This is a genomic window from Kitasatospora sp. NPDC005856 (assembly GCF_040629945.1).
In the GTDB taxonomy this organism is placed as follows: Bacteria; Actinomycetota; Actinomycetes; order Streptomycetales; family Streptomycetaceae; genus Kitasatospora.
In genome coordinates, this window is the sequence record NZ_JBEXWT010000020.1 from 2,048 (window position 1) to 16,705 (window position 14,658).

Consider the following 14,658-nt stretch of genomic DNA (forward strand, 5'->3'; position numbering starts at 1 on the left):
TGCAGCGGACCCCGAAGGATCCGACGTGCGCGATACTGGGATTGAACCAGTGACCCCTACCGTGTCAAGGTAGTGCTCTCCCGCTGAGCTAATCGCGCCTGGTGCGGCGGTGTTGCAGCAGGCCCCGGAAGGCCCGTTACTGTGCGCGATACTGGGATTGAACCAGTGACCCCTACCGTGTCAAGGTAGTGCTCTCCCGCTGAGCTAATCGCGCCTGATGTGGCGGTCCTGCAGCGGACCCCGAAGGATCCGACGTGCGCGATACTGGGATTGAACCAGTGACCCCTACCGTGTCAAGGTAGTGCTCTCCCGCTGAGCTAATCGCGCGGGGAGGCCCCGGTGGAACCGGGGAACCTCTTGGAGGTGGAGACGGGATTTGAACCCGTGTACACGGCTTTGCAGGCCGTTGCCTCGCCTCTCGGCCACTCCACCAGGCAACACATGAAGAACGATCTTACACTGTTCTCCACCGAGCGGACGACGAGATTCGAACTCGCGACCCTCACCTTGGCAAGGTGATGCTCTACCAACTGAGCCACGTCCGCCTGTCTCCCGGGGGGCTTCACCGCTTTTCTTCGGCTGCGCTCCCTGGCGACGTGTTGAACTCTAGCGGATTCCCGGGCCAGCTAAAAATCCGTTCCCGCAGCATGCCGAGGGGATGGCCGCCGAGTGCCGTCCTGTCAGCCCTCCCGGCCGGTCACCGGCCACCACCTGCGGCCACCTGTGACGCTCCCGGACGATCATCCGCGGGTCACCCGGCGCACACCCGCATGACGCACACAGCTGCTCGCACGCGGGGGCGCGACCCGGACTGACCCACGCCCCCGACCTACACTGCAGGCACCGCCGCCCAGCACCACCGCGCAGGAGAACCGTGTCCGGCCACCCCGACCCCCGCACCCCGCTCGCCCGCTTCGGAGGCCGCCTGGCCACCGGACTGCGCGACGTCACCTCGGACCCGGCCGCCCTCGACTCCGCCGGCTACTGGGCCGTCGCCTACGACTTCGAGGGCCGCCTCACCTGCGCCCGCTTCGACGACGTCCGCCCCGCCCCCGCCCCGCCCTCCGGCGCCCTCTGGCGCGGACCGGCGGCCGGCAGCTGGCACAGCTCCCTCGACCGCGCCGCCTACACCGCGGGCGTCCGCCGCATCCGCGAGCACATAGCCTCCGGCGAGGTCTACCAGGCCAATCTCTGCCGGGTGCTCTCCGCGCCATTGCCCGACCCGGACCACAGCGACGTCGACGCCCTCACCGGCCTCCTCGCCCACGGCAACCCCGCCCCCTACGCCGGCACCATCCGCCTGCCCGGGCACGGCGTCGAGATCGCCACCGCCTCACCCGAGCTCTACCTGCGCCGCACCGGCCGCACCGTCTCCTCCGGCCCGATCAAGGGCACCGGCCGCACCGAGCACGACCTCCTCGACAAGGACCACGCCGAGAACGTGATGATCGTCGACCTGGTCCGCAACGACCTCGGCCGGGTCTGCGCCACCGGCAGCGTCACCGTCCCCGACCTCTGCGCCGTCGAGAAGCACCCCGGCCTGGTCCACCTGGTCTCCACCGTCGAGGGCACCCTGCGCGACGGCGCCGACTGGCCCGAGCTCCTCGCCGCCACCTTCCCGCCCGGCTCCGTCACCGGCGCCCCCAAGTCCAGCGCCCTGCGGATCATCGAAGCCCTGGAGACCGCCCCGCGCGGCCCGTACTGCGGCGCCGTCGGCTGGGTCGACGCCGACCGCGGCGAGGCCGAACTCGCCGTCGGCATCCGCACCTTCTGGATCGACCGGACGGACCCCGCCGCCCCCGTCCTGCGCTTCGGCACCGGCGCGGGCATCACCTGGGGCTCCGACCCCGAGCGGGAATGGGCCGAGACCGAGCTGAAGGCCGCCCGCCTCGTCGCGATAGCGTCGGGCAGCGAACCCGACTGCGAACCCGACGGCGAATCCGGCAGCGGATCCGACCCGACCGGAGCCTGAGCCCCCCACCGCCTAGGAGCAGCACCCGATGCACACCCGCACCACGAGCTGGGTCAACGGCGCCCTCGTCGACTCCGCCGACGCGGCCGTCTCGGTCCTCGACCACGGCCTCACCACCGGCGACGGCGTCTTCGAGACCATGAAGACCGTCGACGGCCGGGCCTTCGCGGTCACCCGCCACCTCGACCGGCTCACCCGCTCCGCCCGCGGCCTCGGCCTGGCCGACCCCGACCACGACCTGGTCCGCGAGGCCTGCGCCCGCGTCCTCGCCGCCAACCCCGCACCGCTCGGCCGGCTGCGCATCACCTACACCGGCGGCAACGGCCCGCTCGGCTCCGAACGCGGCACCGACGGCCCCACCCTGGTCGTCGCCCTCAGCGCGATCGGCCGCCGCCCCGACGAGACCGCCGTCGCCGTCGTCCCCTGGCGCCGCAACGAGCACAGCGCCGTCGCCGGCCTCAAGACCACCTCGTACGCCGAGAACGTCGTCGCCCTGGCCGCCGCCCACCGCGCCGGGGCCTCCGAGGCCCTGTTCGCCAACACCGCCGGACGGCTCTGCGAGGGCACCGGATCCAACGTCTTCGTGGTCCTCGACGGCCGCCTGCTCACCCCCACCCTCGCCTCGGGCTGCCTGGCCGGCATCACCCGGCAGCTGGTCCTCGACTGGTGCGGCGCCGAGGAGGCCGACCTCCCGCTCGGCGCCCTCCAGGACGCCGAGGAGATCTTCCTGACCTCCAGCACCCGCGACGTCCAGGCCATCACCCGCGTCGACGACCGCGAACTGCCCGGCATCGGTCCCGTCACCGCCAAGGCCATGGCCGTCTTCGCCGAACGCAGCGGCGACGACCTCGACCCGTGATCCCCGCACGGAGAGCGCGCCGACCGGGCGGATAACCCTCCCCACAGCGGGAAGGGACCCCCACATGACCACCACGCTGCGCCCCGAGGGCCCGGAGACACCCACCGCGGCCGGCGGCCGCACCAGACGCTGGCTGATCCTCTCGAACGGCCACCGGGTCGGCGCGCTGCGCACCACCGCCGACCCGGAGAGCGGTCGACTCTGCGGAACCATAGCCGAGTTGGAAATCACGGAGGGGCGCGGCCGGGGCCGCGGCACCTTCGGCGCGCTGGCCGCCGAGGAGGTACTGCGCACCTGGGGCTGCACCCGGGTCGACGTCACCGTCCCGGAGTCGGCCGTGACGGCCCGGGGTCTCGTCGCCGCCCTCGGCTACACCGAGCGGGCCCTGACCATGGCCAAGCGGCTGGTCACCGCCCCCGATCTGCCCGCCGGTCTGAGCGCGCGCCCCTTCGGCGACCCGGCCGAGATCCGGGCCTGGTACGAACGGTCCGCGGAGGACTACGTCCGCACGATGGTGCGGTCCGGCCTCACCGAGGAACAGGCCCGCGCCCGCTCGGGACCCGGGCAGAACGTGCTCCCGCCGGACGGGCAGACCCCGGGCGTGGTCCTGCGCCGCCTCTACGGCGCCGACGGCGGCCAGGAGCCGTACGGCCTGCTCTGGCTGCAACTGCGCCTGCGCGACCTGCCGGACGGCGAACCGCTCGCCTGGGTGATGAAGGTCGAGGTGTCCCCGGCCCACCGGGGCCGGGGACACGGACGCACGCTGATGCTGCTCGCCGAACGCGAGTGCCTGGCCGCCGGGGTGCGGAACCTCGGCCTCAACGTCTTCTCCGGCAACGAGGTCGCCGTCCGGCTCTACACCTCGCTCGGCTACCGGGTCACCGAGCGCTTCTACGGCAAGCCGCTGTGACCTGACGTGTCGTCAGGAAGCCTTCGCCGCCTCGATGACGGCCACGATCCGCTCGCGCAGCCCGTCCTGGCTCCGGCCGCCGTCGAGGCGCTGCCCGCCGATCACGTACGTCGGCGTGCCGGTGACCCCGATCGCCTTGCCCTCGGCCTGGTCGGCGTCGACGGTCAGCATGTGCCGGCCGTCGATCAGCGCGGTGTCCACCTCGTCGACGTCCGCCCCGACCTCCCGGGCCACGTCCAGCAGCACCTGCTGCCCGCGTGCGTCCAGCTCCGCGGTGCGGGCCAGCAGCGCCTCCACGAACGGCCACCCCAGCCCCTGCGCGAACGCCTCCTCGGCCGCCTCCGCGGCGGCGTAGGCGTGCTTGTGCTTCTCCAGCGGGAAGTGCCGCACCTCCACGGGCAGCGCCTCGCCGTACTGCGCGCGCAGCGCCCGTACGTCGTCCAGCGCGGTGTGGCAGTCCGGGCACTGGAGGTCGCACCAGAACTCGAGGCGGGGGAGGGAACCATCGATCATTCCCCCAGTGTTCCACTAATGGGCGCCCGCTCCGGCCGGAGGTGCGCCCGAGGGCGGACCGAGAGGAAGGCACCGATGACCAGGACGACCGGACACGAAGGAGCGGCTCCGTGCTGAGCGCGGCGATCAGCTTCGTCCTCACCGCGGGCGGGGTGGCCTTCGCCGGGCTGCGGGCCTACCGGCGGCGCTTCCTGTCGGCGACCCGCTGGTTCGCGGTGGCCCTGCTGCCCGCGGGCCTCTACCTGACCGGCCTGTTCCCGCTGGCGAGCACGATCGGCCGGGAGTTCGCCGACTGGGCGACCAAGCTGGTGCTCGACCCCCGGGTGTGGACCGGCATCGCACTGCTCGGCGTCTCCGTGGTCCTGCTGGTCACCACCCGCTGGGTGGGCCGCCGGGGCGGGGCGGCCGTGGAGGGCGCCCCGGAGCGCCCGGCCGCGGCCGGGCCGGCGCCCGGGCGTCCGGCGGTGGCGCCGACGCCCAGGGCCTCGGGAAAGCCGGTCTCGGGCAAGCCGGCCGCGGGCAAGCCGGACGACGGCCTCGGCGACTTCGCCGACATCGAGGAGATCCTCCGCAAGCGCGGGATCTGAACGGGGAGCCGGCGGCTGGCGGGGAAGAGGCGGGTCAGGCGGAGGGGACGGCCTCCGCCGACCGCTGCCGCGCCCGGTAGGCGGCGACGTGCAGCCGGTTGCCGCAGGTGCGGCTGTCGCAGTAGCGCCGCGAGCGGTTCCGGGAGAGGTCCACGAAGACCCGCGCGCAGTCCGGCGCCTCGCAGCGCCGCAGCCGCTCCCGCTCGCCCGCCATCAGGATGAAGGCCAGCGCCATGCCCAGCTCGGCCGCCAGGTGGTCACCGAGCGCGGCGTGCGGCGCGAAGTAGTGGATGTGCCAGTCGTGGTCGTCGTGGTCGGTCAGCCGGGGCGTCGTCCCGGCGGCCGCGACGATGGAGTTGACCAGATCCGCGGCTTGCGCGGTGGACTCCGTCGCGAACACCTCGCGCAGCCGGGTGCGCAGCTCGTGCACCCGCCGGAGGTCGTCCTCGGTCAGCGAGTCGATCTCGCTGATCTCCTGGCGGACCACGAAGGCGTCCAGCGCGGCGACGTCCGGCAGCCGCTCGTCGCCGCACACCTCGGGCGCGGTGTTGAGCAGCTCCACGAGGATGCTCAGCGCGCACTCGGTGTCATGGGTGATCAGCACGTTGGGGGCTCCTCGCGCAGGGGGACTCCGATACCCCGCGTCCACGGTTACCCCAGACCATACCGGGCCCGGTGCCGGTAGGGCGGCGCCTTCTTTCGAAGATGTGTGCGCAGTCCGGCAAGGCGTCCGAAACCGGGCGTCGCCGGGACCGCGGCCGGCCCCGAAACCAGCCCGCAGGGAGCCCCGGAAGACGTCGGCGCCCGGCACCGAGGCCGGCCACCCGTGGGGGTGGCCGGCCTCGGTGCCGGGCGCCTGCGGTGCTGTGGCCCGCTCCGGTGGGAGCGGAGCCGCTCACCGGCCCCGAGACCGCGTCGTGCGCGGCTGAGTCCGCTGCTGCCGTGCCCCCGAGTAGGACGGCTGCGATGAGGCAGGGGATGGGGCCCCGCCGACAGCGGGGCGTGACCGCCTCCGGACGGGGTTCAGCTTTCGGCGAGGATGTGGGACAGCTCCCGGTCGAGGTCGAAGTGACGGTGTTCGGTGCCGGGGGGCACCGCGGCGTCCGTCCGCTTGAGGAACGACTCAAGCGCCCGGGCCGGGGCCTCCAGCAGGGCTTCTCCTTCCGGAGAGCTCAGTGCGATGCAGACCACCCCTTGCCCGTGGCTGCGCGACGGCCACACCCGGACGTCGCCGGTACCGGTGGGTCGGTGCAGCCCCTCCGCGAGGAGATCTCGGGCGAACACCCACTCCACGGTCTCGTCGGCGCCCGTGTGGAACGTGGCGTGCACGGCATAGGGGTCGGCGGTGTCGTAGCGCAGGCCCGCGGGGACGGGCAGTGAGGACTCGCTGGACACGATGAGGCGCAGGTGCAGCTCGCAGCTGACCGTGGTGTTCATAAGCGCCATGGCCTTTCGCTCAGTGTGCGCTCGGGGAATCGCACGTCGGCGAACGGACCATCCCACCCCCACGACCGATGTAAACCCCTCTGTCCCGATTCGGGCGCGAGTCGTACCCCTTACGGCGCATTGCGGAATCGACCCGCAGTGGCCGGGCCGGGCATTCCCCGGCACTTCTTGGTTAGTTTCCTGGCATGACTGTGCGAAACGACAAGGCGGGCGGGAACGCGAGAACGGGTGAAGCGGCCGTGGAGGTTGACGAGGTCGCCGACGGCGGACGGGCGGTCGGATCGCGGGCCCCGGCCTTCGTCCGCCGCGCGCCGACGCTGCACAAGGTCTGGCAGGTGGCGATCTTCCTGGCCGGCCTCGCCGTGGTGGGGCTCGGGGTGATCATGCTGCCGCTGCCCGGCCCCGGCTGGCTGGTGATCTTCCTGGGCATGGGGATCTGGGCGACCGAGTTCGTCTGGGCCCAGCTGGCCCTGCGCTGGACCCGCCGCAAGGTCGCCGAGGCCGCCCAGCGGGCCATGGACCCGCGGGTGCGCCGCCGCAACCTGACCCTCACCGCGATCGGACTGGCCGCCCTCGTCGGGGTGGGCGGCTGGTACTTCGCCCGCTACGGCCTGACCGTCCCCTGGCAGCTGGACGGGAGCTGACCTGCCCGGGTGCGGGCCCGCGAACGGGGAGCGTGTTCGGAGCACCCCCCGGGATGCGGTAATGTTTTCCCTGCACCCGGGCGATTAGCTCAGCGGGAGAGCACTTCGTTCACACCGAAGGGGTCACTGGTTCGATCCCAGTATCGCCCACCGGAATGCATGGTGATACGTAAGGCCCAGCCGATTATCGGCTGGGCCTTACGTGTATTTCCGGAATCCGCCTGAAGGGCCGTCGGTAATCGGCTGAGGCACAGTCATCTTCCCTGTGGCGCGCGAGTTCTGCGGAGGTGTTGGCCGTCCCCGGAACGGGCGAGTTGTACGACCGGCCCCGAATGGTGCTACAGTTCTTCTCGTTGCCCGGGCGATTAGCTCAGCGGGAGAGCACTTCGTTCACACCGAAGGGGTCACTGGTTCGATCCCAGTATCGCCCACCGGACAGCACGCAGGCCCTGACCAGGAAACCGGTCAGGGCCTGCGGCGCGTTTCGGGCCCGGGAAGCCGGGAAGCCGGGAAGCCGGGAAGCCGGGAAGCCGCTACGCCGCCGCCTCGCAGCCGTGCTCCGGGTCCAGCCGGCGCCCGCAGCCGCACCGGGCCGGCCGCAGCGGCCAGGACAGGTCCACCCGTTCCGGCGTCCCCGAGCGGTCGAACCAGTTCTGCAGCCCCCGCGCCTGCGCCGCGTGCCAGATCGCCTGCCGCAGGTGCAGCTCCGCCGCCGACAGCCCGCCCAGCGCCGCCGGGTAACGGGCGCCGATCCGCCGGGTCAGCGCCAGCGCCGCCGTCGCGTCCGCCGCCGCGTCGTGCGCCCCGGCCAGCGTCACGCCGTAGTGGGCGCACAGGTCGGTCAGCGTCCGGCGGCCCTTGCGGTAGCGGTCCACGTGCTTGTCCAGCACCCGGGGATCCAGCACCACCAGCCCGGACGCCGACAGTCCGGCTGTCAGCGTCAGCCCGTGATGGCGGCGCAGCTCCCGGTCCAGCAGCGTCAGGTCGTAGGGCGCGTTCATCACCACCACCGGCCGCCCGGCCCGCGCCTCGGCCGCCAGCGCCCGGGTGACCTCCGCCACCACGGTGCCGGCCGGGCGGCCGTGGGCGCGCACCTGCTCGTCGGTGATGCCGTGCACCGCGCGGGCGCCGTCCGGGATCGGAACCCCGGGATCGGCGAGCCAGGTCGTGGTCCGCGCCGGCTCGCCCGGCGCGAGCTGGACGACCAGGGCGGCGGAGACGATCCGGTCGTTCTCCACGTCCACGCCGGTCGTCTCGGTGTCGAAGGAGGCGAGCGGGCCGGTGTACCAGTGCTGCTGCATGACTGCCCCTCAGACGAGCGTTGCGCCCGGGTGATACCCGGTTCTGACGCCCCTTCAACCCGTTTGGCCCAAGCCCGACCGGGGATCCTGGCCATGACCGTCCCGTTCGCATCGACCGGCCCGTCCGCAGCGGAACGGGCCCGGAACCGGGGGAGGCCGGGCGATGGCACTGACCCAGCCGCAGCCCGAGGACGCGGCCGTCCTGCGCGGGAACCTCGCGGTCACCGCCTGCATGGAGACCCTGCAGGTCGGCTACCTGCACGCGGTCGCCGCCGCGGCCGGCTGCTCGCTCTCCCAGCCGTTCCCGGACAACGGCATCGACTGGCACGTCAGCCACGGCTCCCGGGCGCACGAGGTGGACGACGAGGTCACCGTCAAGATCCAGCTCAAGGCCACCCAGCAGGTCGCGCCCGACCCGGCCGGGCCGTTCTTCAGCTTCACCCTGGACAACGACCACCTGCGCAAGCTCGCCCGGCCCCGGGTCGCCGTGCCGCGGATCCTGGTCGTGATGCTGCTGCCGCGCCGGGTCGACCACTGGCTGCGGGCCCGCCCGGACGCCCTGGAGCTGCGGCACTGCTGCTACTGGGTCAACCTGGCCGGCCACCCGGTCACCGGGCAGCGGCGCACCAACGTCCGGGTGCCCACCCGGAAGGTCTTCGACGACCGCGCGCTCTGCGACATCATGGCCCGGGTCGGCGCGGGCGGCAGCCCGTGACGGCCCGGGCCCGGCAGGGAGGGAACGGACCCATGACACCGCCGTACGCACCGGGCGAGCCGGCCCGGCCCCTGCCCGATCCGGCCACCGTCGACCCGACGGTGCTGGCCACCCTGCTCGCCCGGCACGGCTGGGTCCGCCGCGGCGGACCGGCCGCCCGGTACGGACGCTGGACCCCGCCCGACGACGAACCCGGCACCAGCCTGCTCGTCCCGGCCGGGAACGGCTTCGACGACGCCGTCGAACTCCTCGCCGACGCCGTCACCGCGCTCTCCCGCTCCCGCACCCCCTCCGCCCGCTCGATCCTGCTCGCCCTCACCGTCCCCGGCGACGAACTGCGCTGGCACCGCGAGACGCCCGGCCCCGCCGGGGCCACGCCCTGGGACGAGGCCGAACGCCTGCGACGGGCGGCCCGCGGGATGCTCGCCGCCGGCGCCAAGGCCGCCCGCACCAGGGCCGGCTACTTCGGCGCCCGGCTGGACGGTCCCGCCGGGGACTTCCTGGACCGCGTCCTGCTGGTCGAACAAGGCGCCGCCCTCACCGCGTACACCCCCGCCCCCGAGGGCCGCGCCGCCGTCACCACCCTGGTCCGCGCCCTGGAGGCACTGCGCGACGCCGTCGACTTCCGCCGGGTCAGCGGCGGGCCCGAGGCCTTCGCGAACGCCGTCCGGGCCGGGGTCAGCCGGGAGCTCGTCCGCTCCGTCGAGGACCTGGTGCGCGACGCGACGGCCGCCCGGCTCGGCGTCGCCTGGTCACCCGCCGCCGGGACGCCGGGCGGCTTCGGGGACCGCCGGATCGACCTCGACTTCTCACCCGGCGACCTGCCCGCCCTGGCCGAGGCCGCCGACCTGCTGGAACGGATCGAACCCGCCGTCGACGTCACCGTGGTCGGCGTGGTCACCCGCCTCAAGCGCGCCGACCCGGCCGGTCCGGGCTCGGTACGGCTGCGGGTCCTGGCCGGCGCCGAGGTCCACGAGCTCAAGCTCCGCCTGCCCGCCCCCGACTACCGGCTCGCCGCCGAGGCCCACCTCGCGGGCCTGCCCGTCCGGGTCAGCGGCCGCCTGGACCGGCACGGCGGCTTCCGCCGGCTCACCCGCCCGCACGGCCTGGAGCTCCGCGGCTGGGAGGAAGGGGACCGCGAACGGCTGCTGAAGGCGCTCGGGGAGAAGGCGGGAGAAGGGGGAGAAGAGGCGTAGGTGGACGGCAGGGGCGGCGCTCTCGGTACCATCGTCACGCGCAGCGCAGTGTTGCGTCCTCTGAAATCCAGCACGTCAGGAGAGACCGGTGACGGACGTCCGGGTAATCATCAGCCGCGAACCCGATCGGGAAGAGCGCGTGGTGACGACGGGCACCACGGCCGCCGAGCTCTTCGCCGACGACCGCTCGATCATCGCCGCCCGCGTCGGCGGCCAGCTCAAGGACCTCGCCTACGCCGTCCAGGACGGCGACGAGGTCGAGCCGGTCGCGATCGACAGCAAGGACGGCCTCGACATCCTGCGGCACTCCACCGCGCACGTCATGGCCCAGGCCGTGCAGCAGCTCTACCCCGAGGCCAAGCTCGGCATCGGCCCGCCGGTCAAGGACGGCTTCTACTACGACTTCGACGTCGAGAAGCCCTTCCACCCCGATGACCTCAAGGCCATCGAGAAGCGCATGCAGGAGATCATCAAGCGCGGGCAGAAGTTCTCCCGTCGTGTGGTCACCGACGAGTCCGCCCGCGAGGAGTTGGCCGCCGAGCCGTACAAGCTGGAGCTGATCGGCCTCAAGGGCTCCGCCGCCACCGCCGGTGAAGGCGCCGACGTCGAGGTCGGCGCCGGCGAGCTCACCATCTACGACAACCTGGACGCCAAGACCGGCGACCAGTGCTGGGGCGACCTCTGCCGCGGCCCGCACCTGCCCAGCACCCGCCACATCCCGGCGTTCAAGCTGATGCGCAACGCTTCCGCCTACTGGCGCGGCAGCGAGAAGAACAAGCAGCTCCAGCGCATCTACGGCACCGCCTGGCCGACCAAGGACGAGCTCAAGGCCCACCTCGACTTCCTCGTCGAGGCCGAGAAGCGCGACCACCGCAAGCTCGGCAACGAGCTCGACCTCTTCTCCATCCCCGAGGAGATCGGCTCCGGCCTCGCCGTCTTCCACCCCAAGGGCGGCATCATCCGCCGCGCGATGGAGGACTACTCGCGCAAGCGGCACGAGGAAGAGGGCTACGAGTTCGTCTACACCCCGCACGCCACCAAGGGGAAGCTCTTCGAGAAGAGCGGCCACCTCGACTGGTACGCGGACGGTATGTACCCGCCCATGCAGCTCGACGAGGGCGTGGACTACTACCTCAAGCCGATGAACTGCCCGATGCACAACCTGATCTTCGACGCGCGCGGCCGCTCGTACCGTGAACTGCCGCTGCGCCTCTTCGAGTTCGGGACGGTGTACCGCTACGAGAAGTCCGGCGTGGTGCACGGCCTGACCCGCGCCCGCGGCTTCACGCAGGACGACGCCCACATCTACTGCACCCGTGAGCAGATGGCGGAGGAGCTCGACTCCACGCTGACCTTCGTGCTCAACCTGCTCCGCGACTACGGTCTGACCGACTTCTACCTGGAGCTGTCGACCAAGGACCCGGTCAAGTACGTCGGCTCGGACGAGACCTGGGAGGAGGCCACCGCCGTCCTGGCGAGCGTGGCCGAGAAGCAGGGCCTGCCGCTGGTTCCGGACCCGGGCGGCGCGGCCTTCTACGGTCCGAAGATCTCGGTGCAGGCGCGGGACGCCATCGGCCGGACTTGGCAAATGTCGACGATTCAGTTGGATTTCAACCTGCCCGAACGCTTCGACCTGGAGTACACCGCTGCGGACGGCTCGCGTCAGCGGCCGGTCATGATCCACCGGGCCCTCTTCGGTTCGATCGAGCGGTTCTTCGCGGTGCTGCTGGAGCACTACGCCGGCGCCATGCCGCCGTGGCTGGCCCCGGTCACCGTGACCGGCATCCCGATCACCGACGAGCACGTGCCGTACCTGCTGGAGGTCGCGGCCGAGCTGAAGAAGCAGGGGATCCGGGTCGAGGTGGACACCTCGGACGACCGCATGCAGAAGAAGATCCGCAACGCGCAGCGCAGCAAGGTGCCGTTCATGCTGATCGCCGGTAACGACGACGTCGAGGCGGGCGCGGTGTCCTTCCGCTACCGCAACGGCGAGCAGAAGAACGGTGTGCCGGTGGCCGACGCGGTTGCCGAGATCGTGGACGCGGTGAAGAACCGCATCCAGGTGTGACCAGCTTCCCCGCTTGAGCGGGGGTGTCCCCATGCACGAGATGATCAAGCAGGGACAGAAGTCGTAGGCCCCGCCCTGGCGGGGATCGCGCGGGGCAGGCTCTCGATGAGTCTGCCCCGCGCGGCTTTGCAAGCACCGTCGGGCGAATATGCTGATCAGCATGACGACTGAGCCGGAACTGCAGCGGGGCGTCGGTGAGCCGGACGGCTTCCGCCGCCTGTGGACCCCCCATCGGATGGCCTACATCCAGGGTGAGAACAAGCCCACCGGCCCGGCTCCGGACGACGGTTGTCCGTTCTGCTCGATCCCGTCCCTGAGCGACGAGGACGGGCTGATCATCGCCCGGGGGAGCGCCGTGTTCGCGGTGCTGAACCTGTACCCGTACAACGGCGGCCACCTGATGGTGGTCCCGTACCGGCACGTGGCCGACTACACCGAGCTGGACGAGGCCGAGACGGCCGAGCTGGCGGACTTCACCAAGAAGGCCATGACGGCGCTGCGGGCGGCCTCCGGGGCGCACGGGTTCAACATCGGGATGAACCAGGGCGCCGCGGCCGGGGCCGGGATCGCGGCGCACCTGCACCAGCACGTGGTGCCGCGCTGGGGCGGGGACACCAACTTCATGCCGGTGGTCGGCCACACCAAGGTGCTGCCGCAGCTGCTGGCGGACACCCGGAAGATGCTGGCCGAGGTCTGGCCGCAGGGCTGATCCGGAGACCCGGAACGACACGGAGAGGGCCCCACCGAGGATCTCGGTGGGGCCCTCTCCGTGCTCGCTGGATCAGCCGGCGTTGAAGGTGTCGACGTCGTACGGGCGGGGGCTCTGCGCCTCGGACTTGATGATCGAGGTGCGGTTCTTGAAGAAGCGGTCGGCGTCCAGGTCGTGCTCCTCAAGGAACTCCAGCGTGGCGGCGTGGACCGCCGCGAGCACCGGGACGGAGGCGTTCTGGGCGTTGTCGACCATGGAGCGGTTCTCCCAGGCGCGGCCGGCCCAGATGTGCCGCAGTCCGAACGGTTCGGGCAGGCCGAGACCGCCGCCGAGCCAGCCGAGCAGGCCGGGCATCCGGTAGAAGGGGGCGCGGACGGCCTGGCGGACGACCTCGTCGTTGTCGATCAGGGGGAGCTTGACGGTGCGCTCCTCCCAGAACTTCACGGTCTTGGCGACCGACTTCTCCTTGTCCTTGGGCTTGTCGAAGAAGACGCCCTTCACCGGGCCGAGCGCGTAGCCGGAGACGGTGATGTTCAGGACGTTGGCGAGCAGGGTGACGGTGACGGTGAAGGTGAGGACCAGCTTGCCGTCGTGGGTGATGAACTGGGTGGCGAGGTAGTGCCGGGGGCCGCCGGAGAAGGTCTGCTTGTCGGCGACGCTCTGCACGGCGAAGTCGCGCATCCGGTCGCCGTCCATGTCGGCGTTGCCGGGGCGGCTGATCTCGTCGGCGCCCTCGCCGATGTCGAAGACCACCCACTGCTTGATGGCGACGTTGGGCATGCCGCTGTTGGCGACGTGGCTGACGCCGAGGCCCTTGAGGTGGGAGGAGATCCGGCGGATCAGGTCCCAGGGGTGGAAGGCGCGGAAGTCGGCGTGGCCCTCGGCGGGGTGGAGGGTGTCGGCGAGGCGCCATTCGCCCCAGCGGCGGCCGGCACCGAGGATGCCCTTGGGGCCGGCGTAGTGGTGGATGTTGGTCTCCTGCTCGGCGTCCAGGCGGCCGAGCTTGTCGCGCAGGTCGGCGGCCTTCTTGTCGAGGTCGTCCCGGGGGACGGCCTTGGCGACGGAGGCGGCCACCACGCTGCCCTCGACCAGGGACTGCCAGCGGGAGCGCAGGTCCTTGGCGGAGCGCTCGACGATCCGGCGGGCGAGGTACCAGCCGACGACCGGGGCGAGCATCGTCACGCGCAGGTAGATGCCGATGAAGCCGGTGGCCGGCGGGCGCAGCGCGAGCAGGATCGCGAGGGCGGCGGTCACGGCGAGCACGATGCCGCCGTAGACGGCCGCGTTCTTCGGATTGTCCCGCTTGAGCCAGGCGCGGAGCTGGAAGGCGCCGAGCCAGACCAGGGTGCCGGGGAGGAAGAGCACGCCGGTGGCGATGGAGACGGTGCTGAGCTGCCGGTCGCGGGTGTTGCGCAGTTCCTCGGCGGCCAGGCAGTGTTCGACGACCTGGCGGGTGTCGACTCCGAAGGCCGGGACGAGGGGTTTGCGGCCGCCGCCCAGGGCACGGGAGACCAGCGCCTTGCTGAAGGCCTCGCCGAGGTTGGGGCGGAAGAGCGCGAAGCGGCCCTTCTTCTCGGTGGCGTCGGTGACGGCGCCGACGAAGCCCTTGATCTCGCCGTCGCGGTACGCGGTCGAGGAGAGTCCCTGGGTGATGGCGGTCTGCGGGCCGGCGTCGGTCCGGGGTATCTGCGCACCCGGGGTCATGTCGAGTGTGGTCACGGTGGCGTCCCCTCCTCCC

At 72.1% G+C, this 14,658-nt stretch carries 14 protein-coding genes and 7 tRNA genes; 11 read left to right on the plus strand and 10 right to left on the minus strand.

The genetic code is table 11. The features are described from left to right. Positions 1–26: 26 nt before the first annotated feature. From ABZ449_RS14695 to ABZ449_RS14715, 5 genes are all read right to left on the minus strand, one after another. A tRNA-Val gene (locus tag ABZ449_RS14695) sits at positions 27–98 on the minus strand. Between the two features lie 44 nt (positions 99–142). Continuing rightward, positions 143–214 (minus strand) — tRNA-Val (locus ABZ449_RS14700). A 41-nt stretch (positions 215–255) separates the two neighbouring features. After that, positions 256–327: transfer RNA gene (locus ABZ449_RS14705), tRNA-Val, on the minus strand. Positions 328–358: 31 nt separating this feature from the next. Beyond that, positions 359–432, minus strand: a tRNA-Cys gene (locus tag ABZ449_RS14710). Between the two features lie 40 nt (positions 433–472). Next, positions 473–545: transfer RNA gene (locus tag ABZ449_RS14715), tRNA-Gly, on the minus strand. Positions 546–874: 329 nt separating this feature from the next. On the opposite strand from ABZ449_RS14715, the gene ABZ449_RS14720 reads away from it, so the two are divergent. The 3 genes from ABZ449_RS14720 to ABZ449_RS14730 all read left to right on the plus strand — a co-directional run bounded on the left by ABZ449_RS14720 (position 875) and on the right by ABZ449_RS14730 (position 3,741). Next, complete coding sequence (locus ABZ449_RS14720; RefSeq protein WP_360345420.1) at positions 875–1,972, plus strand: chorismate-binding protein; 1,098 nt, start codon at positions 875–877, stop codon at positions 1,970–1,972. 28 nt (positions 1,973–2,000) lie between these two features. Beyond that, positions 2,001–2,831, plus strand: a complete 831-nt coding sequence (locus ABZ449_RS14725; protein WP_360345422.1) for an aminodeoxychorismate lyase — start codon at positions 2,001–2,003, stop codon at positions 2,829–2,831. 64 nt (positions 2,832–2,895) lie between these two features. Next, complete coding sequence (locus tag ABZ449_RS14730) at positions 2,896–3,741, plus strand: GNAT family N-acetyltransferase (protein WP_360345424.1); 846 nt, start codon at positions 2,896–2,898, stop codon at positions 3,739–3,741. A gap of 12 nt (positions 3,742–3,753) precedes the next feature. Here ABZ449_RS14730 and ABZ449_RS14735 read toward each other — a convergent pair whose 3' ends face one another. Further along, positions 3,754–4,254 carry a DsbA family protein gene (locus ABZ449_RS14735; protein ID WP_360345426.1) on the minus strand — a complete coding sequence of 167 codons (501 nt, stop codon included), beginning with the start codon at positions 4,252–4,254 and terminating at the stop codon, positions 3,754–3,756. Positions 4,255–4,364: 110 nt separating this feature from the next. Between ABZ449_RS14735 and ABZ449_RS14740 the strand changes: the two genes are divergently transcribed. Further along, complete coding sequence (locus ABZ449_RS14740; RefSeq protein ID WP_360345428.1) at positions 4,365–4,841, plus strand: hypothetical protein; 477 nt, start codon at positions 4,365–4,367, stop codon at positions 4,839–4,841. A 34-nt stretch (positions 4,842–4,875) separates the two neighbouring features. Here ABZ449_RS14740 and ABZ449_RS14745 read toward each other — a convergent pair whose 3' ends face one another. Both ABZ449_RS14745 and ABZ449_RS14750 read right to left on the minus strand, forming a co-directional pair. Beyond that, complete coding sequence (locus ABZ449_RS14745; RefSeq protein ID WP_360345430.1) at positions 4,876–5,445, minus strand: CGNR zinc finger domain-containing protein; 570 nt, start codon at positions 5,443–5,445, stop codon at positions 4,876–4,878. A 419-nt stretch (positions 5,446–5,864) separates the two neighbouring features. Continuing rightward, positions 5,865–6,278, minus strand: a complete 414-nt coding sequence (locus ABZ449_RS14750) for an SsgA family sporulation/cell division regulator (protein ID WP_030056266.1) — start codon at positions 6,276–6,278, stop codon at positions 5,865–5,867. 194 nt (positions 6,279–6,472) lie between these two features. Here ABZ449_RS14750 and ABZ449_RS14755 point away from each other — a divergent pair, with 194 nt between their 5' ends. The 3 genes from ABZ449_RS14755 (at position 6,473) to ABZ449_RS14765 (ending at position 7,362) form a co-directional block, all read left to right on the plus strand. Then, the gene (locus ABZ449_RS14755) at positions 6,473–6,931 is read left to right on the plus strand and encodes a TIGR02611 family protein (RefSeq protein ID WP_360345432.1); all 459 of its coding nucleotides are present in this window, start codon (positions 6,473–6,475) and stop codon (positions 6,929–6,931) included. Positions 6,932–7,009: 78 nt separating this feature from the next. Further along, positions 7,010–7,081: transfer RNA gene (locus tag ABZ449_RS14760), tRNA-Val, on the plus strand. A gap of 209 nt (positions 7,082–7,290) precedes the next feature. Then, positions 7,291–7,362: transfer RNA gene (locus ABZ449_RS14765), tRNA-Val, on the plus strand. Between the two features lie 102 nt (positions 7,363–7,464). On the opposite strand, the gene ABZ449_RS14770 is transcribed toward ABZ449_RS14765, so the two are convergent. Continuing rightward, a complete protein-coding gene (locus ABZ449_RS14770; protein ID WP_360345434.1) occupies positions 7,465–8,232 on the minus strand; it encodes an exonuclease domain-containing protein in 768 nt (255 codons plus the stop codon). A 163-nt stretch (positions 8,233–8,395) separates the two neighbouring features. Here ABZ449_RS14770 and ABZ449_RS14775 point away from each other — a divergent pair, with 163 nt between their 5' ends. From ABZ449_RS14775 to ABZ449_RS14790, 4 genes are all read left to right on the plus strand, one after another. Further along, on the plus strand, positions 8,396–8,947 hold the full coding sequence (locus tag ABZ449_RS14775; RefSeq protein WP_360345436.1) for a DUF4365 domain-containing protein: 552 nt from the start codon (positions 8,396–8,398) through the stop codon (positions 8,945–8,947). A 32-nt stretch (positions 8,948–8,979) separates the two neighbouring features. Continuing rightward, positions 8,980–10,143 (plus strand): hypothetical protein, encoded by a 1,164-nt coding sequence (locus ABZ449_RS14780; RefSeq protein WP_360345438.1) that lies wholly within the window; start codon positions 8,980–8,982, stop codon positions 10,141–10,143. 88 nt (positions 10,144–10,231) lie between these two features. After that, the gene (gene thrS / locus ABZ449_RS14785) at positions 10,232–12,211 is read left to right on the plus strand and encodes a threonine--tRNA ligase (protein ID WP_360345440.1); all 1,980 of its coding nucleotides are present in this window, start codon (positions 10,232–10,234) and stop codon (positions 12,209–12,211) included. Between the two features lie 148 nt (positions 12,212–12,359). Further along, on the plus strand, positions 12,360–12,920 hold the full coding sequence (locus tag ABZ449_RS14790; protein ID WP_360345442.1) for an HIT domain-containing protein: 561 nt from the start codon (positions 12,360–12,362) through the stop codon (positions 12,918–12,920). A 72-nt stretch (positions 12,921–12,992) separates the two neighbouring features. Here the strand turns inward: ABZ449_RS14790 and ABZ449_RS14795 are convergent, their stop codons facing one another. Next, positions 12,993–14,639 carry a hypothetical protein gene (locus ABZ449_RS14795; RefSeq protein ID WP_360345444.1) on the minus strand — a complete coding sequence of 549 codons (1,647 nt, stop codon included), beginning with the start codon at positions 14,637–14,639 and terminating at the stop codon, positions 12,993–12,995. Positions 14,640–14,658: the final 19 nt, after the last annotated feature.

Excerpts from the sequence above, each read along its gene's own strand:
- ABZ449_RS14770 (WP_360345434.1), bottom strand. The coding sequence starts at position 8,232 with ATGCAGCAGCACTGGTACACCGGCCCGCTCGCCTCCTTCGACACCGAG.
- ABZ449_RS14755 (WP_360345432.1), top strand. The coding sequence starts at position 6,473 with ATGACTGTGCGAAACGACAAGGCGGGCGGGAACGCGAGAACGGGTGAA.
- ABZ449_RS14790 (WP_360345442.1), top strand. The coding sequence starts at position 12,360 with ATGCTGATCAGCATGACGACTGAGCCGGAACTGCAGCGGGGCGTCGGT.
- ABZ449_RS14750 (WP_030056266.1), bottom strand. The coding sequence starts at position 6,278 with ATGAACACCACGGTCAGCTGCGAGCTGCACCTGCGCCTCATCGTGTCC.
- ABZ449_RS14730 (WP_360345424.1), top strand. The coding sequence starts at position 2,896 with ATGACCACCACGCTGCGCCCCGAGGGCCCGGAGACACCCACCGCGGCC.
- ABZ449_RS14725 (WP_360345422.1), top strand. The coding sequence starts at position 2,001 with ATGCACACCCGCACCACGAGCTGGGTCAACGGCGCCCTCGTCGACTCC.
- ABZ449_RS14735 (WP_360345426.1), bottom strand. The coding sequence starts at position 4,254 with ATGATCGATGGTTCCCTCCCCCGCCTCGAGTTCTGGTGCGACCTCCAG.
- ABZ449_RS14780 (WP_360345438.1), top strand. The coding sequence starts at position 8,980 with ATGACACCGCCGTACGCACCGGGCGAGCCGGCCCGGCCCCTGCCCGAT.
- ABZ449_RS14775 (WP_360345436.1), top strand. The coding sequence starts at position 8,396 with ATGGCACTGACCCAGCCGCAGCCCGAGGACGCGGCCGTCCTGCGCGGG.